Here is a 15,011-nt window from a genome sequence, read left to right on the forward strand (position 1 = left end):
GCATTTCCCGCGGCTTTCCTTTTATTATAGAATTCCGGAAAGCGAAAGGCAATACAATATTCTTTTATTCCATAGAAAATTCGTAAGAATTCCGCCGCGCCGTTTCTCCTGACATAAAAACACGGCAAAATACCGCTTAGTGAGCAAATTCCCACGCGGCATCCTGCCGTATGTTTCCGTATAATTGAATGGTTAGAAAAATTCTTTTCCCGCCGCCTTCACCGGTTTTTTGCGGCGGATCTGTTTCCAGGTGCCGGGCGTCAAAAGCACGATGACCGGGAACAGCTCCAGCCTTCCCGCCAGCATATCAAAGATCAGCACCGCCTTGGAGAGATCCGACAGCGTGGAATAGTTGGACATCGGTCCTACCACAGACATTCCGGGGCCGATGTTGTTTAAATTGGCCGCCACCGCGGAGAAGGAGGTCATAAAGTCGTAGTTGTCCAGGCTCAGCAGCAGCACCGACAGGAAAAAGATAATAAAATACATGATAATAAAGGCGTTCAGGGAGCGAAGCATATCGTGTCCCAGAGGCTTGTGCTCAAACTTCAGCACCTTCACGCTGCGGGGATGAACCACAGCGGCGATTTCCTTTTTCATCTCCTTGAAGGCCATCATCACTCTGGACACCTTCATTCCGCCGCCTGTACTGCCGGCGCAGGCCCCGATGAACATGAGCAGCAGCAGCACGCACTTGGAAAATTCCGGCCACTGGTCAAAATCCGCCGTGGCGTAGCCTGTGGTGGTAATCACCGAGGAAACCTGGAAAAATGCCTCGTGGAAGGTCCTTCCCAGGGACGGGAACATGGACCGGATATTGAACATAATCGCGATCACCGCCACTGCCACGATGGCCAGATAGCCCCGCAGCTCCTCACAGCGGAACACGTCCTTAAACCGCTTGTCCAGGATCAGGTAATAGACGTTAAAGTTTACGCCAAACAGCAGCATAAACACGGCAATCACCATTTGCTGGTAGGCGGTATAGTCCACCTGGCCGGAATTCCGGCAGGAGAAGCCGCCGGTGCCGGCGGCGCCAAAGCTCATGCAAATGCTGTCAAACAGCGGCATTTTCCCCAAAAGCAGCAGCAGGATCATCACCACCGTCATCACGAAATAGATGGTGTAGAGCAGCTTTGCCGTGGAACGGATCTTCGGCACCAGCTTGCCCACGGAAGGCCCCGGGCTCTCCGCCCTCATGATGTGCATATTGCAGTCCCCGGCCAACGGCAGGACGGCCAGAATAAACACCAGCACCCCCATGCCCCCGATCCAGTGGGAAAAGCTTCTCCACATCAGGGTCGCCTTGGACAATTCCTCCACCTGGGGCACAATGCTGGCCCCGGTGGTGGTAAAGCCGGACACGATCTCATACATGGCATCCACAAAGCTGGGGATCTCCCCGCTGATGAGAAAGGGCAGGCATCCGAACAGACTGAGCACGATCCAGCCCAGGGACACGGTCACAAAGCCCTCCTTGGCAAAAAACTCCCCGCTCTGCGGCTTTTTCCTGGAACAGATCCAGCCCAGAAGGCCGCAGAAGGCCGCCACTCCCAGGTAGCACCAGGCGATAGATTCCCGGTAAATCAAGGCTGTCCCCACCGGCAGCAGCATAAACAAGGCCTCCACCTTCATGATCCATCCCAACATATATATAATAATACCCAGATTCATACCAATATCCGCCTATTTTAAAATATCCTTCAAATCCTGAAGTCCTGTGTGAGTGGTCACCACCACCACCCGGTCGCCTGCCTTTAAAACGTCCTGGCCTCTGGGGGTGATGATCTCCCCATTGCGGTTAATGCAGGCCACCAGCAGGTTTTCCTTCAGGCTCAGCCGCTCCAGCGGGATTCCCAGCATGGGCGCGTCCGGGCTGACCCGAAACTCCAGCGCCTCCGCCCGGTCCGCCACGATCCGGTACAGCGTTTCCACATTGCTGCCCATGGAGTTCTGCATGGCTCTCACATACTGTAAAATCAGCTCCGCCGTCAGCAGTTTCGGATAGATCACGCTGCCTAAATTCAGGGAGTCGATCACGTTCTCAAAGGCGATCCGCCCCACCTTGGTGATCAGCTTAGCCCTGGACTGGCTGGCCGCGTACAGGGAGAGGATGATGTTCTCCTCATCCAGCCCGGTAAGGGACGCAAATGCCTCCGTGTACTGGATTCCCTCCTCCTGAAGCAGGCGGCGGTCCGATCCGTCCCCGTGGATAATCATAACGTGGGGCAGCAGCTCGCTCAGCTGGCGGCAGCGCTCCTCGTCCCGCTCGATGATCTTGATCTTAATCTTCGTATCTGCCAGCGTCTTTGCCAGATAGTAGGCCAACCGTCCCCCGCCCACAAACATGGCGGTCTTTACCGTATTGTTTACAATTCCCACTTTCTTTAAAAAGGAGGCCGACTCCTCATGGGAGGCGATAAAAGAGATCTTATCTCCCGCCCGCATCACAAAATTACCGCCGGGGATGGTCACGTCCTCTCCCCGCTCCACCGCGCAGATCAGCACGTTGCTCTTAAGTTTCCCCACCACGTCCGACACCTGCATCTGATGGAGCACAGAGTCCTCCGGAACGATAAATTTTAACAGCTCGATCCGCCCTTTCGCAAAGGGCTCGATCTTGATCGCCGACGGAAACCGCAGCAGCCTGCCAATCTCGTTGGCAGCCGCCAGCTCCGGATTGATGGCAAGGGATAAGTTTAGCTCCTCCCGGATGTAACGGATCTCCGAGGAATATTCCGGATTCCGGATCCGCGCCACCGTATGGCAGTTACCCACCTTTTTTGCGATCAGGCAGCACAGCATATTCAGCTCGTCCGATCCAGTGGTGGCTATCAGAAGGTCCGCGTCCTGAACCCCCGCCTCCACCTGGGTCTGATACACCGCTCCGTTCCCCATGACGTACATGGCGTCCAGATTGTCAGCGACATACTGGATTGCCTCCGCGCTCTGATCAATCACGATCACGTCGTGTTTCTCCCTGCACAGCTGCTCGGCCAGCGTCCGGCCTACTTTCCCGCATCCTACAATAATGATCTTCATACCACTTTCCTTTTGTGCCTTTCTTTCCACCGCATTTTTTATCCACTATGGACTTTTCCACGGAAAAAGAGCCGCCCCGAAAGACGGCTCCTCCGGCTGCCCCTCGACAGCTTCTACCTACATTATACAGAGGCTGGCACAAAAAGCAAGCGAAAGTTCTCATTTCCTGACGAAACGGGTATTTCCCGAAAACGGCCGCGCTTTTTTGCCCTTCAGCGGGAAAACAGTCCTTCCACCCGCTCCACCACCAGGCCGCCGAGGAGCCCGATTATGCTCCCGGCCACCACGCCAGCCACCAGCAGGGCCGGCAGATAGGCAAAGACGGAGCCGCTCTCCACCACAAAGGCCGCCATACAAAGCTGGCCGATGTTGTGAGCCACTCCTCCGGCCACGCTCACGCCCAGAATTCCAAACCGGCGGCACCGTTTCAACAGGATCATACATATCAGGCTCAATATACATCCAGATAACGCATACCACATACTGAATACATTTCCAAACGTAAAGCCCACCAGCACAACCCGCAGAACGCCTACTACCGCCGTTCCCACAGGCCCCACGGTGTAGAGTCCCACCATGGTCACCAGATTGGCCAGGCCCAGCTTAATGCCTGGCACGAGAAATGGAATGGGAATCATCGCCTCAATATAGCTGAAAACAAAAGCCAGGGCAATCAGCATTCCATATCTGGCTGTCTGTTCTGCTCTGGCGGTTCTTCCGTTTCTCATCATGCACTGTCCTTTCTGCCTTTTTCCCCTGGCGTCCGCTCCCGGCGGCTCTGCCCTTGTGCTGCGCCCCTGCCTGTGCTATACTCTATATCATGATGTTGGGGGCAAAAGGTATTTTGACCTCTTTGATACCGGATTGCTCCGCACTACGTGCTCCTGCAATCCTCAAAACATGAAAGCGGGGAACATCCATGAAACATACAGAAAACAGGAGCCATGCCGCGAAAAAACAGGACCTTCTGCTGATCGCCGCCATCCTGGCGGCCGCCTGTGTCCTCTTTTTTGCCTACTCCCTTTTCCATTCCGGCCCGGCGGCCTGGGCGGAGGTCTCCGTGGACGGCAAGGTGATCCGAGAGCTGGACCTTTCCCAGGACGCGGACTTTACAGTCACCGGCCACGGAGGCGGTACGAACCGCATTATCGTGAGCCAGGGAGCCATCTCCGTCACGGAGGCCTCCTGTCCCGACAAGGTCTGCGTCCACACCGGCACCATCCGTCACGCCGGGGAGACCATCGTCTGCCTTCCCAACCGGCTCATCATCACCATTTTACAGGACGGCGCCTAAAGCAGCCGTCCTGTTTCCTCTCCGTCCGACGCAAAGGCGTACCCGCCTTTTTTCTGTTTCTTTGCCAGATACATGGCGCGATCCGCCTTCTGATAAAGCTCCTCGAACCGTTCTCCCTGTTCCCGGGCGGCAATTCCCGTGCTCACAGATACCCGGGAGAGCTCATACTTTCTGCCGATCTCCAGAAACTGACGCCCGATGCTCTCCACCCGTTCCCGCACGATTTCCTTTTTCGTACAGCCGGAAAGATAGACTAAGAACTCATCGCCGCCCATCCGCGACACCACGTCCCCTTTTCTCGTACTTCGTTTCAGAATGTCCGCCAGGGACACCAAAACCTCGTCCCCGGCCAGATGGCCGTACGTGTCGTTCAGGCTTTTAAAATTGTCAATGTCTAAGAGCATCAGCGTCCCCGTATCCCTCTCCGCGAAGGATTTTTTGATAAAGTGGATTCCGCCCCTGCGGTTCAGGATCTTCGTCAGCCCGTCCTCCATGGACTCCTTCCTGAGCTGCTCCTGAATGCACATATTTTTGGAAATATCCAGCATCACGCTGATAACGGCCCGGCGGCCGTCCTCCGTAATCACTTCATTTCCCTTGTCCAGCATCCACATATAGGTGCCGTCCTTGCGGACCACGCGGTACTGTACCTCGTACTCCCCCCGGTCCTTCACACTGTCCAGGATTTCCCGTTCCACCCACTCCCGGTCCTCCGGAGCGACGATGCGGATCATCTCCTCGTCCGTCTGCTGCACCAGTTCCTCATAAGTGTATCCCAAATAGCGCAGCATAGTATCATTGATCACATACAGCGGAAAACCTTTCTCCAGATACCCGCCCATAATGCCTCCCGGCACCATGGTCAAAAGCATCTCAACCAGTTTCCTCCCCGCCTGTCCGCTAATGGTGCCCACAGACCGGTGTCCGTATTTCAACGGGAAGAATTCTCCCTCTCCCTGGCTGCGCTCAGGAACAGACATATGAAAGTTCACAAACTTCCACTGACCGTCCTCCTCCGCCAGAACCGCCGTCAGACGGGTATCCAGCACAACGCCCTCATGAGCCCCCGCCACGGCATACACCGTCATATGGCAGAATACGCCCACAAGCCCTTTGCCATACTCCGTCTGGTAATACTCCTGTATCTTATATTTCATCGGCGTGCCCATCATGAGAAATTCCCGCTCCAGCAGCTCTCGTAGCTCCGCCTTGTTGCGGGCAATCTCCTGAACGCCGGTTCCCACGCTCATCACCTGATCGGAAACCAGGGCCATACTGCTCTCCAGGTCCCGCCGCACCAGATACGCGTCAAAAAATTCTTCCAGCAAACGCTTTCCTTCCATTTTACCCCCCCCCCGTATTTTTCTTGTCACAAACCGCTGAAAGAGGCTGTTTTTATTATAGCATTAAAAACCGGCCAGTTGAAATACTCTTTTCGCGGATTTCCCATTGTTTTTCAAAAAATCCAAAGATTCCCGCGAAAACCGGTTCCCAATGGCCCCCGTCCGCGCCGGAATGCGGTTTGTACGGACAGATCTTCCTCCGCGCGGACCGCGTTTTTCCTTCTCTCGTAGCATATACCCCTTAAAACGTGTGCGCTTGGCGCACACTCGCGCCGGAGCGCGGCTGCGTAAACAGCCATATTCCTTTGCGCGGAGTGCGCCTCCTGCCGGAGGCTTTTGTGTCATAGGGAACGCAGTTTCCTACGACACAACAAAGCGTGCCGCAGGCTCCGTTTGGCCTGCGGCACGCATTCTCAAAGGTCCCGTTTGGAACCTCTCATCCCTGTTCAGTTAAACAGCTTTCTCTTTTTGTGCTTTTCCCCTCCGGAGGACACTCCCGTCATGGCCTCGTCGAACCGCTGAAGGGCCTCTCTCTGCTCCTCCGTCAGACGCTCCGGCACCTGCACCACGAAGGTCACGTAGTGATCGCCGCGAACCGCCTTGTTGCGGATGGAGGGCACGCCCTTGCCTTTTAAGCGGACTCTGGTGTCTGTCTGGGTTCCGGCCTTCACGTCGTACTCCACTTCGCCGTCCACCGTCTTGATGCGGATGGGGCCGCCCAGGGCCGCCTTGGCAAAGGAAATGGGCACGGTGGAGAAAATGTTCATATCCTGGCGCTTGAAGATGGGGTGAGGAGAAACCATGATCTCCACCAGGAGATCTCCCCTCTCACCGCCGCCGGTGCCCGGCTCTCCCTTTCCGGCCAGGCGGATGCTCTGCCCGTTGTCAATGCCGGCGGGGATGGTCACCTTAAATTTCTTTCTGGTGGAAATGTAGCCGCTACCGTAGCACTTCGGGCATTTCTCCTTGATGACCTTTCCGGTGCCGTTACAGTCCGGACAGGTCTGTACATTCTGCATGGAGCCGAGGAACCAGTCCTGAGTGTAGACGATCTTTCCTTTTCCGTTACACTTGGGACAGGTCTGGGGGGATGTGCCAGGCTTCGCGCCTGTTCCGTGACACTCCCCGCATTCTTCCTTATAATTGATCTCGATCTCCTTCTCACAGCCAAATATAGCCTCCTGGAAGGTGATCCGCACAGAGGTCCTGACGCTGGCCCCTCTCATAGGGCCGCCGCTCCTGCCGCCGCTGGTGCGGTAGCTCCTGCCGCCGCCGAAGAAGTCTCCGAAAATATCCCCGAAAATGTCTCCCATGTCGGTGAAGTTTCCGTAGCCGCCGAACCCGCCGGCCCCGCCTGCGCCGCCGTCAAAGGCCGCGTGGCCGAACTGGTCATACTGTTTCCGTTTCTCCGGGTCGCTGAGGACGGAGTACGCCTCGGAGGCCTCTTTAAACTTGACTTCTGCCTCCTTGTCGCCGGGATTCGCATCGGGATGATACTTCTTGGCCAGGGCGCGGTAGGCCTTCTTTAACGCCGCATCATCCGCGTCCTTCGGCACGCCAAGGACCTCATAATAATCTCTCTTGCTTTCTGCCATATCAGTTTCCCCTTCGCTTTTCCTTTCATACGCAGGAAAACCACTCTGCCGGCAGCGTGACCGCTGCCGACAGGATGGTCCCGGTTGTCAGTACTCTTTATACTTCCTTGTAATCTCCGTCTACCACGTCGTCGCCGTAGCTGCCGTTATTCTGCGCGCCAGCTCCCATGTCGGGGCCTGCGCCCTGAGCGCCTGCCGCTCCCTGTGCCTGCTCGTAAACCTTCGCAAACAGAGCCTGGGCGCTGTTCATCAGTTTCTCCTTGCCGGCCTTGATGTCCTCTACCTGAGCGTCGGTCATCTGGTCGATGGGTGCCCGGTTGATGGCCTCCTTTAATGCCTCCAGGTCAGCCTTCACGGCGGACTTATCGTTCTCGGAAATCTTGTCGCCTACCTCGTCCAGAGCCTTCTCCGTCTGGAATACCATGGAGTCGGCGTCGTTTCTGGCGTCGATGGCCTCTTTCCGTTTCTTATCCTGAGCCTCGTACTCCGCAGCCTCTTTTACTGCCTTGTCAATGTCAGACTCGGACATATTGGAGCCGGAGGTGATGGTGATGTGCTGCTCTTTGCCCGTTCCCAGATCCTTCGCGCTTACGTTTACAATGCCGTTGGCATCAATGTCGAAGGTTACCTCGATCTGCGGAACGCCCCTTCTTGCCGGCGGGATTCCGTCCAGACGGAACTGGCCTAAGGTCTTATTGTCTCTGGCGAACTGTCTCTCGCCCTGTACCACGTGGATGTCCACGGCCGTCTGGTTGTCAGCGGCAGTAGAGAAAATCTGGCTCTTTTTCGTGGGGATCGTGGTGTTTCTCTCGATCAGTCTGGTAGCCACGCCGCCCATGGTCTCAATGGACAGGGAAAGGGGGGTTACATCCAGCAGAAGGATGTCGCCTGCGCCGGCGTCTCCGGCCAGCTTGCCGCCCTGGATGGCAGCGCCGATGGCTACGCACTCATCCGGGTTCAGAGACTTGCTGGGCTCTTTGCCGGTGAGCTGTTTTACTTTCTCCTGTGCGGCCAGCATACGGGTGGAACCGCCTACTAACAGCACCTTTCCTAACTCGGAAGCGGTGATGCCCGCGTCCTTTAAGGCGTTCTGTACCGGGATGGCCGTTCTCTCGATGAGATCGCTGGTCAGCTCGTCAAATTTCGCTCTGGTCAGGTTCATATCCAGATGCTTCGGGCCCTCTGCCGTAGCGGTGATGAAGGGCAGGTTGATATTGGTGGTGGTGGCGGAGGACAGCTCCTTCTTCGCCTTCTCAGCCGCCTCTTTCAGTCTCTGCATGGCCATCTTGTCGCCGGAGAGGTCTACGCCCTCGCTCTTTTTGAACTCGTCAACCATCCATCTGATCACGGCGTTGTCGAAATCGTCGCCGCCCAGACGGGTGTCTCCGTTGGTGGAGAGAACCTCGATGACGCCGTCACCGATCTCGATGATGGAAACGTCGAAGGTACCGCCGCCTAAGTCGTATACCATGATCTTCTGCTCTTTCTCATTGTCCAGGCCGTATGCCAGGGCTGCTGCCGTCGGCTCGTTGATAATACGCTTTACCTCAAGGCCGGCGATCTTTCCGGCGTCCTTGGTGGCCTGACGCTGAGCGTCGTTGAAGTATGCCGGAACGGTGATAACCGCCTCGGTCACCTTCTCGCCCAGGTAGCTCTCCGCGTCCGCTTTCAGTTTCTGCAGAATCATAGCGGAAATCTCCTGAGGAGTGTACTTCTTTCCGTCGATGTCTACCTTGTAGTCCGTTCCCATATGTCTCTTGATGGAGGCGATGGTGCGATCCGCGTTGGTCACTGCCTGACGCTTTGCCGGCTCGCCTACCAGTCTCTCGCCGTTCTTCGTAAACGCTACTACGGACGGGGTCGTTCTCACGCCCTCCGTATTGGCGATTACTACCGGCTTGCCGCCTTCCATTACGGCAACACAGCTATTTGTAGTACCTAAATCAATACCAATGATCTTGCTCATACTGTTTTTCCTCCTGAATGATTTCTATTGAAAAGATGCCCGCTCCCGCCTGGAGTGTACCTCCCGCCGGAGCCTCTACGCAACAGGGAACGCCGTTTCCTATTGCATAATAAAAGCAAATGTGAAATCTGCTAATTCGCTACCTGTACCATGCTGTGGCGGATAACGGTGCTGCGGTACATATACCCTTTTTGCAGCTCCATGGCCACCACGTTCTCCCCAAGGTTCTCGTCGTCGATGTGCATTACCGCGTTGTGAAGATTGGGGTCAAATTCTTTTCCAACCGCCTCGATGGGGGTCACCCCCGCATCCTCCAGCGTCTTGATGAGCTGCTTGTAAATCATTTCCATGCCCTTGGCGAAGGAGCTTTCCTTCTCCTCCTCCGGGATGGCTGCCAGCCCTCTCTCAAAATTGTCTACCACGGGAAGAATCTTCTCCAGGATGTCCCTGGCGCCCATCTCAAACATGGCGGATTTTTCCTTTTCCGTGCGCTTGCGGAAATTGTCGAACTCAGCCATATTGCGGCGGAGCTGGTCGGTCAGCTCCTCGATCTTCTGATCCCGCTGATCCTTTTCCTTCTTTTTGAAGAATCCCTTCTTTTCCGCCTTCGGCCCGGCGCCCTCCTCCGGCTCCGTCCCGTCCTGGCTCTCCGCCTGGCCGTCCTGAGCCTGGGCCGTTTCCGCCTGGTTTCCGCTTTCCGCGGTTTCCTCCGCTGCCTCTGCGGCGTTTTCACCGGCCGCGGCCGTTTCCATCTCTGGATCCGTCTCAGGAACTGCGGTTTCTTCCTTTACTTCCTTTTCTTCTCTATCCACTTGCTAATCACCTTTTTCCTTCTTAAACGTCATGTCCAGCTGCGTCATCAGGTTTTTCAGGGTTCCCAGGACCTTCTCGTAATCCATCCGCTTGGGGCCGATGATTCCGATGGTTCCCCGCAGCCCTTCTCCCAGCTCGTAATTGGCTGTCACCACGCTGCAGTCCTTCATGCTCTGTACCGGCATCTCGTCTCCGATGTAGACCTGGATCCCGGTGTCGGAACTGTTCTCATTCTGATTGACCTCGTCGATCAGATCCTGAAGCACATCCTTCTGCTCAAAGGTGCTTAGCAGCCGGCTGGCCCGCTCCCCGTCGGCAAGCTCCGGATATTTGAAAATATTCGTCGCTCCGCTGGTGTAGATCTGCAGGTCTTCCTCGTCTGCCCGGATGGCGTCGGCCACCTCGTTGAGCACCAGATCCACCACCTGGCTGTGCAGTCCCGCCTGTTCCTTTAAGCGGCTGATCACTCCCAGGTTGATCTCCTCGATGGTCAGGCCATTGAGGCTGGTGTTTAACAGGATGTTTAAGTTTAACAGCTCCTCGTCGCCCACCGGCTCCTTTACGTCGATGATGGTGTTTTTTATGATGTTTCCCTCCACCACCGTCACCACCAGGAGCTTATTCACATCCACCTTGGAGAGCTGGATGAATTTCAGCTTGTTCTGATGGTACTGGGGGCCGCTGATGAGCGCCGCGTAATTGGTATTCGCCGCCAGCACCTGAGCCAGTTTCTTTAACAGCAGCTCGACCCGGTCCACCCGCTGGATCATCAGCTCCTTCATCTCCGTGACCTCCTGATCCTTTTCGCTGAGGATCTGATCCACGTAGAACCGGTAGCCTTTATCCGACGGAATCCGTCCGGCAGAGGTGTGCGGCTGAAGAATGTACCCCATCTCCTCCAGATCCGACATCTCATTGCGGATCGTGGCGGAACTGAGCTTTAAGTCCGAGAACTTGGAAATGGTCCTGGACCCCACCGGCTCGCCGGTTTCCAGATAGGTCTTGATGATCGCTTTTAATATTGTCACTTTTCTCGCGTCCAGCTCCATATCCTCATCCTTCCTTTTATCTTATTAGCACTCTTAAATGTCGAGTGCTAACATTTACATTAGATAATATATTCCTTTTAGTACCATTTGTCAAGGGATTTACAAAAATTTTCCCTCGTTCTTTTCCTCCAGGGCTTTGATGGCGTGGTAGAGCAGCTCGTTCACCGGCGTGGGGATGCCAAGCTCCCGTCCCAGGCGTACCACCGTGCCGGAAAACATATCAATTTCCGTCTTTTTTCCGGCGTCCAGGTCCTGGAGGGTGGAGGTGCGGCCCATGGGAGCGGTGATGGGACGGCGGTCCTGCTCGGCGATCATCTCGTCGGTGAGCTGGATGCCCAGCCCTGCCGCCACAGCCTGTACCTCTTTTTTGGCCATGTTCTTCATGGCGTTCACGTGAAGGCTGGTCTGGAAGGCCTTGAAGGGGACGCCTAAGAGGGCGCTGGTCATATTTTCCCCGATGTTGCTCATAAATTTCTGCCAGATTCCCAAAACCATATCCTCCTGGATGCGGTAGGGGATGCCGCAGCGCTCAAACATGGCTTTCACTGCCTGCACCCGCTCCGTCAGAGTCTTATTTTCCCTCTCTCCGAAACAGATATACCCGCCGTCGGGGTCAAAATCGTAGGAACCGTTTTTCAGCTCCACGGGAATCTTCATATAAGAATAGAGCATATGCTCCCAGCCGTAGGCCGCCGCCAGCTTTTCCTCGCTGTCCACCCCGTTCAGCACGGAAAGAATCAGGGTGTCCGGCCCCACAAACTTTTCGATGTCCCGGATGGCAGACGCCAGGCCGGTGTCCTTCACCGCCACGATAATCAAATCCTTGGGCGTCCCCTCCTCCGGCGGCGTGATAGGGAAATGGTGATGAACACCGTTGATGCGGACGCCGTCCCGCTCCAGGCGCTCCCGTCTCGCTCCTCCCGCGATCACGGTGAAATGGTCTCTCCCAAGGTTTGCCTCCATGCGGGGAGCAAAAAACGCGCCCATGGCGCCTAAGCCGATGAGGGCTGTGGTTTTTATGGTCATATGTGTGTCCTCCTTTATTATAGAGAAAGCCTGAGACCGTCGCTCAGGCTTTCTTCTTTCTTCTCTCCAGCCATTCCAGGCTTGTCTCCTTATCCCGTTCAATCTGTTCCCGCAGCTCCTCAAAGCTGGCGAATTTCCGCTCCGGGCGGATGAAATCCAGGAAACGCACCTCGATGGGCTTTCCGTACAGATCCTCGTTCAGCCCGAACAGGTACGTCTCCACCCCCACCGGGGAGACGCCGTCCACTGTGGGCTTTCTCCCCACGTTGGTGACGCCGCCGTAGATCTGGCCGTCCACCTTCACCTGGGAAACGTAGACGCCAAACAAAGGCAGATGTTTCTCCGGCGGCGGAAGGATGTTGGCCGTGGGAAAGCCAAGGACGGTGCCGCCGATGTGGTTTCCGTGGACCACCGTGCCGTGGATGGAGTAGGGCGTGCCCAAAAGCTCCCAGGCCTTCGCCACGTTCCCCTTGTCCAGTTCCTCCCGGATATAGGTGCTGCTGATGTCCCGGTGGCCCTCCTGGGCCTTCTCGATGATCACTGCCTCGAAACCGCACTCCGCGGCCATCCGCTTCAGCAACGCCGCGTCCCCGGCCCGTTTATAGCCGAACCCGCAGTCCGTGCCGGCTACCACCGCCCTGGCGTTCATCTCTCCCACCAGCACCTTGCGGACAAAATCCTCCGGGGACATATGGGCCACCCGCTCCGTAAAGGGATACTCGATCAGATAGTCCACTCCGGCCTCCTCCAGGTTGCGGCGCCGCTCCTCATTGGTGGTGATCACCGTGCGCCTCTCCCCGGACACCACGCCGCCAGGGGCGCGGCTGAAGGTGAATACCGCGGTTTTTAAGCCCCGCTCCGCCTTCAGGCGCATCATCTCCCCCAACAGTTTCTGATGCCCTCTGTGCCGTCCGTCAAACTTGCCGATGGTGACCACCGTCGGCTCTGCGATATGAAATTTCTTCAGTCCCTTCAGGTATTCCATCTCACTGTCCCCCGGAAAATATCTTGATCGGCTGATACCATCTCCGCTCCCTGCGGTAGCCGTAGGTGCCGATAAAATGTCCTTTGCTGTCGTAAACCCGCACCGCCTCCGGCCGTTCCTCCCCCAGGGTGGACTGATCCGGATAGAACTGGTTGCCGTTTTGCACCAGGCGGTCGTGCTCCTCCCTCATATACACCTTGGGATAGTCGGGAAACAGCTCCTCCACCGCCACAATGCGCTCTCCTAGAGTGCCTGCGTCCCGCAGCTCCTCGATCTCTGACAGGGTCAGGGCGTTTTCGATGGAAAAGTTCCCGGAACGGATCCTGGTCAGCTCCTCCATGCAGCCTCCCACTCCCAGCTTTTCCCCGATGTCATGGCAGAGGGTGCGGATGTAGGTGCCCTTGGAGCACTCCACCGTCATCACCAGGCGGGGCAGGCAGATTTCCTCGATCTCAATGGAAAGGATTTCCACCGGCCGTGCCTTCCGCTCCACCGTTTTCCCGGCGCGGGCCAGGTCGCAGAGTTTCTGCCCGTTCACCTTCAGGGCGGAATACATGGGGGGAATCTGGTCATAAGGCCCCACAAAGCCCATGACCGCCGCCCGCACCTCGTCCTCTGAAAGGGCCAAAAGGCGCTCCGGCTCGCAGCGGGAAATCACCGCTCCCCCGGCGTCCTGAGTGTCCGTAACCTGCCCCAAAAGGAGGACGGCCCGGTAGGCCTTCGTCCGGTCGGTGAGCACGTCGCACAGCTTCGTCCCCTTTCCCAGGCACACGGGGAGAACGCCCACGGCGTCGGGATCCAGGGTGCCGGTGTGGCCGATTTTCTTCTGTCTCAGTATGCCTCTCAGCTTTGCCACCACATCGTGGGAGGTAAAGCCTTTTTCCTTATATACATTGATCACTCCGTCGTACATATCCCGGCCTACTCTCCAAGCTGTTTTACGATCTGTTTTGATAAGTTGTTCACCACGTCGTGGATGCTGCCGTTCATGGTGCAGCCGGCTGCCCGCACGTGGCCGCCGCCGCCGAAATAGGAGGCCACCCGGCTCACGTCCACCTGCTTGTTGGAGCGCAGGCTCACCTTAAACTCCTGGGGCGTCTTCTCATAGAGGAAAATGGCGCACTCCACCCCGTCGGTGGTGCGAAGCTGTTCCACGATCCCTCCCATATCCTTGCTGGTCACGCCGTAAAACTCCATATCCTTTTTGCGCAGCACGCTGAAAATGCACTTTCCGTCGCAGAACAGGATGCTCTCTAAAAGAGCACGGCCCAGGATCTGCTTCTGCACGTACGTCTTCCGGTAAAAGCTGTCGGAGATGATGGTGGAGAAATCCACTCCCTTCGCCATGAGCTTTCCGGCGATCTCCATGGTCTTTATGGAGGTGTTGGAGTACTGGAATACGCCGGTGTCGTGGATAATGCCGGTGTAAAGGCACTCCGCCGTCTCCTTAGAAATGCCCTCCTCCTCCATCAGGTCGTAGAGCACCTCACAGGTGGAGCTGGCGTCCGCGTCCACTACATTTTTGTCTCCGTAGCCCGTATTGGTGATATGGTGATCCACACAGAGGCTCTCTCCCGCCTGATCTAAAAATCCCAGAAAATCTCCCAGCCGGTCTCTGTCCCCGCTGTCCAGGCAGATGCACAGATCTGCCTCCGGGTTTTCCGGCATTTCCGTGCGGATCTCATAAAAGCCGTTTAAATAGGCGTACTTCTCCGCAGGCTGATCCAGATAAACCGTCACCTCCACCTGGGGGAAACAGTCCTTCAGATAGTTGTAAACGGCCAGGCAGGAGCCTACACAATCCCCATCGGGATTCATATGCCCCAATACCACCGCTGTCTTTTTGTTCTCTAATGCTGTATGCAGCAGACTCATATAGGTTCCCCTTTCTTCCATAT

Annotated in this window: 13 protein-coding genes; 1 reads left to right on the forward strand and 12 read right to left on the reverse strand. The window is 56.3% G+C overall.

Annotation, left to right across the window (positions count from 1 at the left end; genetic code table 11):
* Positions 1-192 precede the first annotated feature (192 nt).
* The 3 genes from B5E84_RS01850 to B5E84_RS01860 all read right to left on the reverse strand — a co-directional run bounded on the left by B5E84_RS01850 (position 193) and on the right by B5E84_RS01860 (position 3,770).
* A complete protein-coding gene (locus B5E84_RS01850; protein ID WP_087218383.1) occupies positions 193-1,674 on the reverse strand; it encodes a TrkH family potassium uptake protein in 1,482 nt (493 codons plus the stop codon).
* 12 nt (positions 1,675-1,686) lie between these two features.
* Positions 1,687-3,072, reverse strand: coding sequence for a Trk system potassium transporter TrkA (trkA, locus tag B5E84_RS01855; protein WP_275533073.1), 1,386 nt, complete (start codon positions 3,070-3,072; stop codon positions 1,687-1,689).
* Between the two features lie 182 nt (positions 3,073-3,254).
* Positions 3,255-3,770: a Gx transporter family protein gene (locus B5E84_RS01860; protein ID WP_087218388.1), complete on the reverse strand. Its 516-nt coding sequence runs from the start codon at positions 3,768-3,770 to the stop codon at positions 3,255-3,257.
* A 191-nt stretch (positions 3,771-3,961) separates the two neighbouring features.
* Between B5E84_RS01860 and B5E84_RS01865 the strand changes: the two genes are divergently transcribed.
* Positions 3,962-4,336, forward strand: coding sequence for a NusG domain II-containing protein (locus tag B5E84_RS01865; protein ID WP_087218391.1), 375 nt, complete (start codon positions 3,962-3,964; stop codon positions 4,334-4,336).
* On the opposite strand, the gene B5E84_RS01870 is transcribed toward B5E84_RS01865, so the two are convergent.
* The 9 genes from B5E84_RS01870 to B5E84_RS01910 form a co-directional block, all read right to left on the reverse strand.
* Positions 4,333-5,679, reverse strand: a complete 1,347-nt coding sequence (locus B5E84_RS01870; protein ID WP_087218394.1) for a diguanylate cyclase domain-containing protein — start codon at positions 5,677-5,679, stop codon at positions 4,333-4,335. The two genes, B5E84_RS01865 and B5E84_RS01870, sit on opposite strands and share 4 nt — an antisense overlap.
* 446 nt (positions 5,680-6,125) lie before the next feature.
* Positions 6,126-7,274, reverse strand: coding sequence for a molecular chaperone DnaJ (dnaJ, locus tag B5E84_RS01875; RefSeq protein WP_087218397.1), 1,149 nt, complete (start codon positions 7,272-7,274; stop codon positions 6,126-6,128).
* A gap of 97 nt (positions 7,275-7,371) precedes the next feature.
* Positions 7,372-9,240, reverse strand: a complete 1,869-nt coding sequence (gene dnaK, locus B5E84_RS01880) for a molecular chaperone DnaK (RefSeq protein WP_087218400.1) — start codon at positions 9,238-9,240, stop codon at positions 7,372-7,374.
* 131 nt (positions 9,241-9,371) lie between these two features.
* Entirely contained in the window at positions 9,372-9,992 is a 621-nt protein-coding gene (grpE, locus tag B5E84_RS01885; protein WP_087218715.1) for a nucleotide exchange factor GrpE, read from the reverse strand.
* Between the two features lie 63 nt (positions 9,993-10,055).
* On the reverse strand, positions 10,056-11,102 hold the full coding sequence (hrcA, locus tag B5E84_RS01890; RefSeq protein WP_087218403.1) for a heat-inducible transcriptional repressor HrcA: 1,047 nt from the start codon (positions 11,100-11,102) through the stop codon (positions 10,056-10,058).
* A 99-nt stretch (positions 11,103-11,201) separates the two neighbouring features.
* On the reverse strand, positions 11,202-12,128 hold the full coding sequence (locus B5E84_RS01895; RefSeq protein ID WP_087218406.1) for a ketopantoate reductase family protein: 927 nt from the start codon (positions 12,126-12,128) through the stop codon (positions 11,202-11,204).
* A 43-nt stretch (positions 12,129-12,171) separates the two neighbouring features.
* Positions 12,172-13,113: a bifunctional riboflavin kinase/FAD synthetase gene (locus B5E84_RS01900; protein WP_087218409.1), complete on the reverse strand. Its 942-nt coding sequence runs from the start codon at positions 13,111-13,113 to the stop codon at positions 12,172-12,174.
* 1 nt (position 13,114) lies between these two features.
* The gene (truB, locus tag B5E84_RS01905; protein ID WP_087218412.1) at positions 13,115-14,026 is read right to left on the reverse strand and encodes a tRNA pseudouridine(55) synthase TruB; all 912 of its coding nucleotides are present in this window, start codon (positions 14,024-14,026) and stop codon (positions 13,115-13,117) included.
* 8 nt (positions 14,027-14,034) lie between these two features.
* Positions 14,035-14,988, reverse strand: a complete 954-nt coding sequence (locus tag B5E84_RS01910) for a DHH family phosphoesterase (protein WP_087218415.1) — start codon at positions 14,986-14,988, stop codon at positions 14,035-14,037.
* Between the last annotated feature and the right edge of the window lie 23 nt (positions 14,989-15,011).

The organism is Lachnoclostridium sp. An14 (assembly GCF_002160755.1).
Classification (GTDB): Bacteria; Bacillota; Clostridia; order Lachnospirales; family Lachnospiraceae; genus Lachnoclostridium_A.

Excerpts from the sequence above, each read along its gene's own strand:
- B5E84_RS01895 (WP_087218406.1), bottom strand. The coding sequence starts at position 12,128 with ATGACCATAAAAACCACAGCCCTCATCGGCTTAGGCGCCATGGGCGCG.
- dnaK (WP_087218400.1), bottom strand. The coding sequence starts at position 9,240 with ATGAGCAAGATCATTGGTATTGATTTAGGTACTACAAATAGCTGTGTT.
- B5E84_RS01865 (WP_087218391.1), top strand. The coding sequence starts at position 3,962 with ATGAAACATACAGAAAACAGGAGCCATGCCGCGAAAAAACAGGACCTT.
- B5E84_RS01870 (WP_087218394.1), bottom strand. The coding sequence starts at position 5,679 with ATGGAAGGAAAGCGTTTGCTGGAAGAATTTTTTGACGCGTATCTGGTG.
- hrcA (WP_087218403.1), bottom strand. The coding sequence starts at position 11,102 with ATGGAGCTGGACGCGAGAAAAGTGACAATATTAAAAGCGATCATCAAG.
- B5E84_RS01850 (WP_087218383.1), bottom strand. The coding sequence starts at position 1,674 with ATGAATCTGGGTATTATTATATATATGTTGGGATGGATCATGAAGGTG.
- B5E84_RS01860 (WP_087218388.1), bottom strand. The coding sequence starts at position 3,770 with ATGAGAAACGGAAGAACCGCCAGAGCAGAACAGACAGCCAGATATGGA.
- B5E84_RS01910 (WP_087218415.1), bottom strand. The coding sequence starts at position 14,988 with ATGAGTCTGCTGCATACAGCATTAGAGAACAAAAAGACAGCGGTGGTA.
- grpE (WP_087218715.1), bottom strand. The coding sequence starts at position 9,992 with ATGGAAACGGCCGCGGCCGGTGAAAACGCCGCAGAGGCAGCGGAGGAA.
- dnaJ (WP_087218397.1), bottom strand. The coding sequence starts at position 7,274 with ATGGCAGAAAGCAAGAGAGATTATTATGAGGTCCTTGGCGTGCCGAAG.
- truB (WP_087218412.1), bottom strand. The coding sequence starts at position 14,026 with ATGTACGACGGAGTGATCAATGTATATAAGGAAAAAGGCTTTACCTCC.
- B5E84_RS01900 (WP_087218409.1), bottom strand. The coding sequence starts at position 13,113 with ATGGAATACCTGAAGGGACTGAAGAAATTTCATATCGCAGAGCCGACG.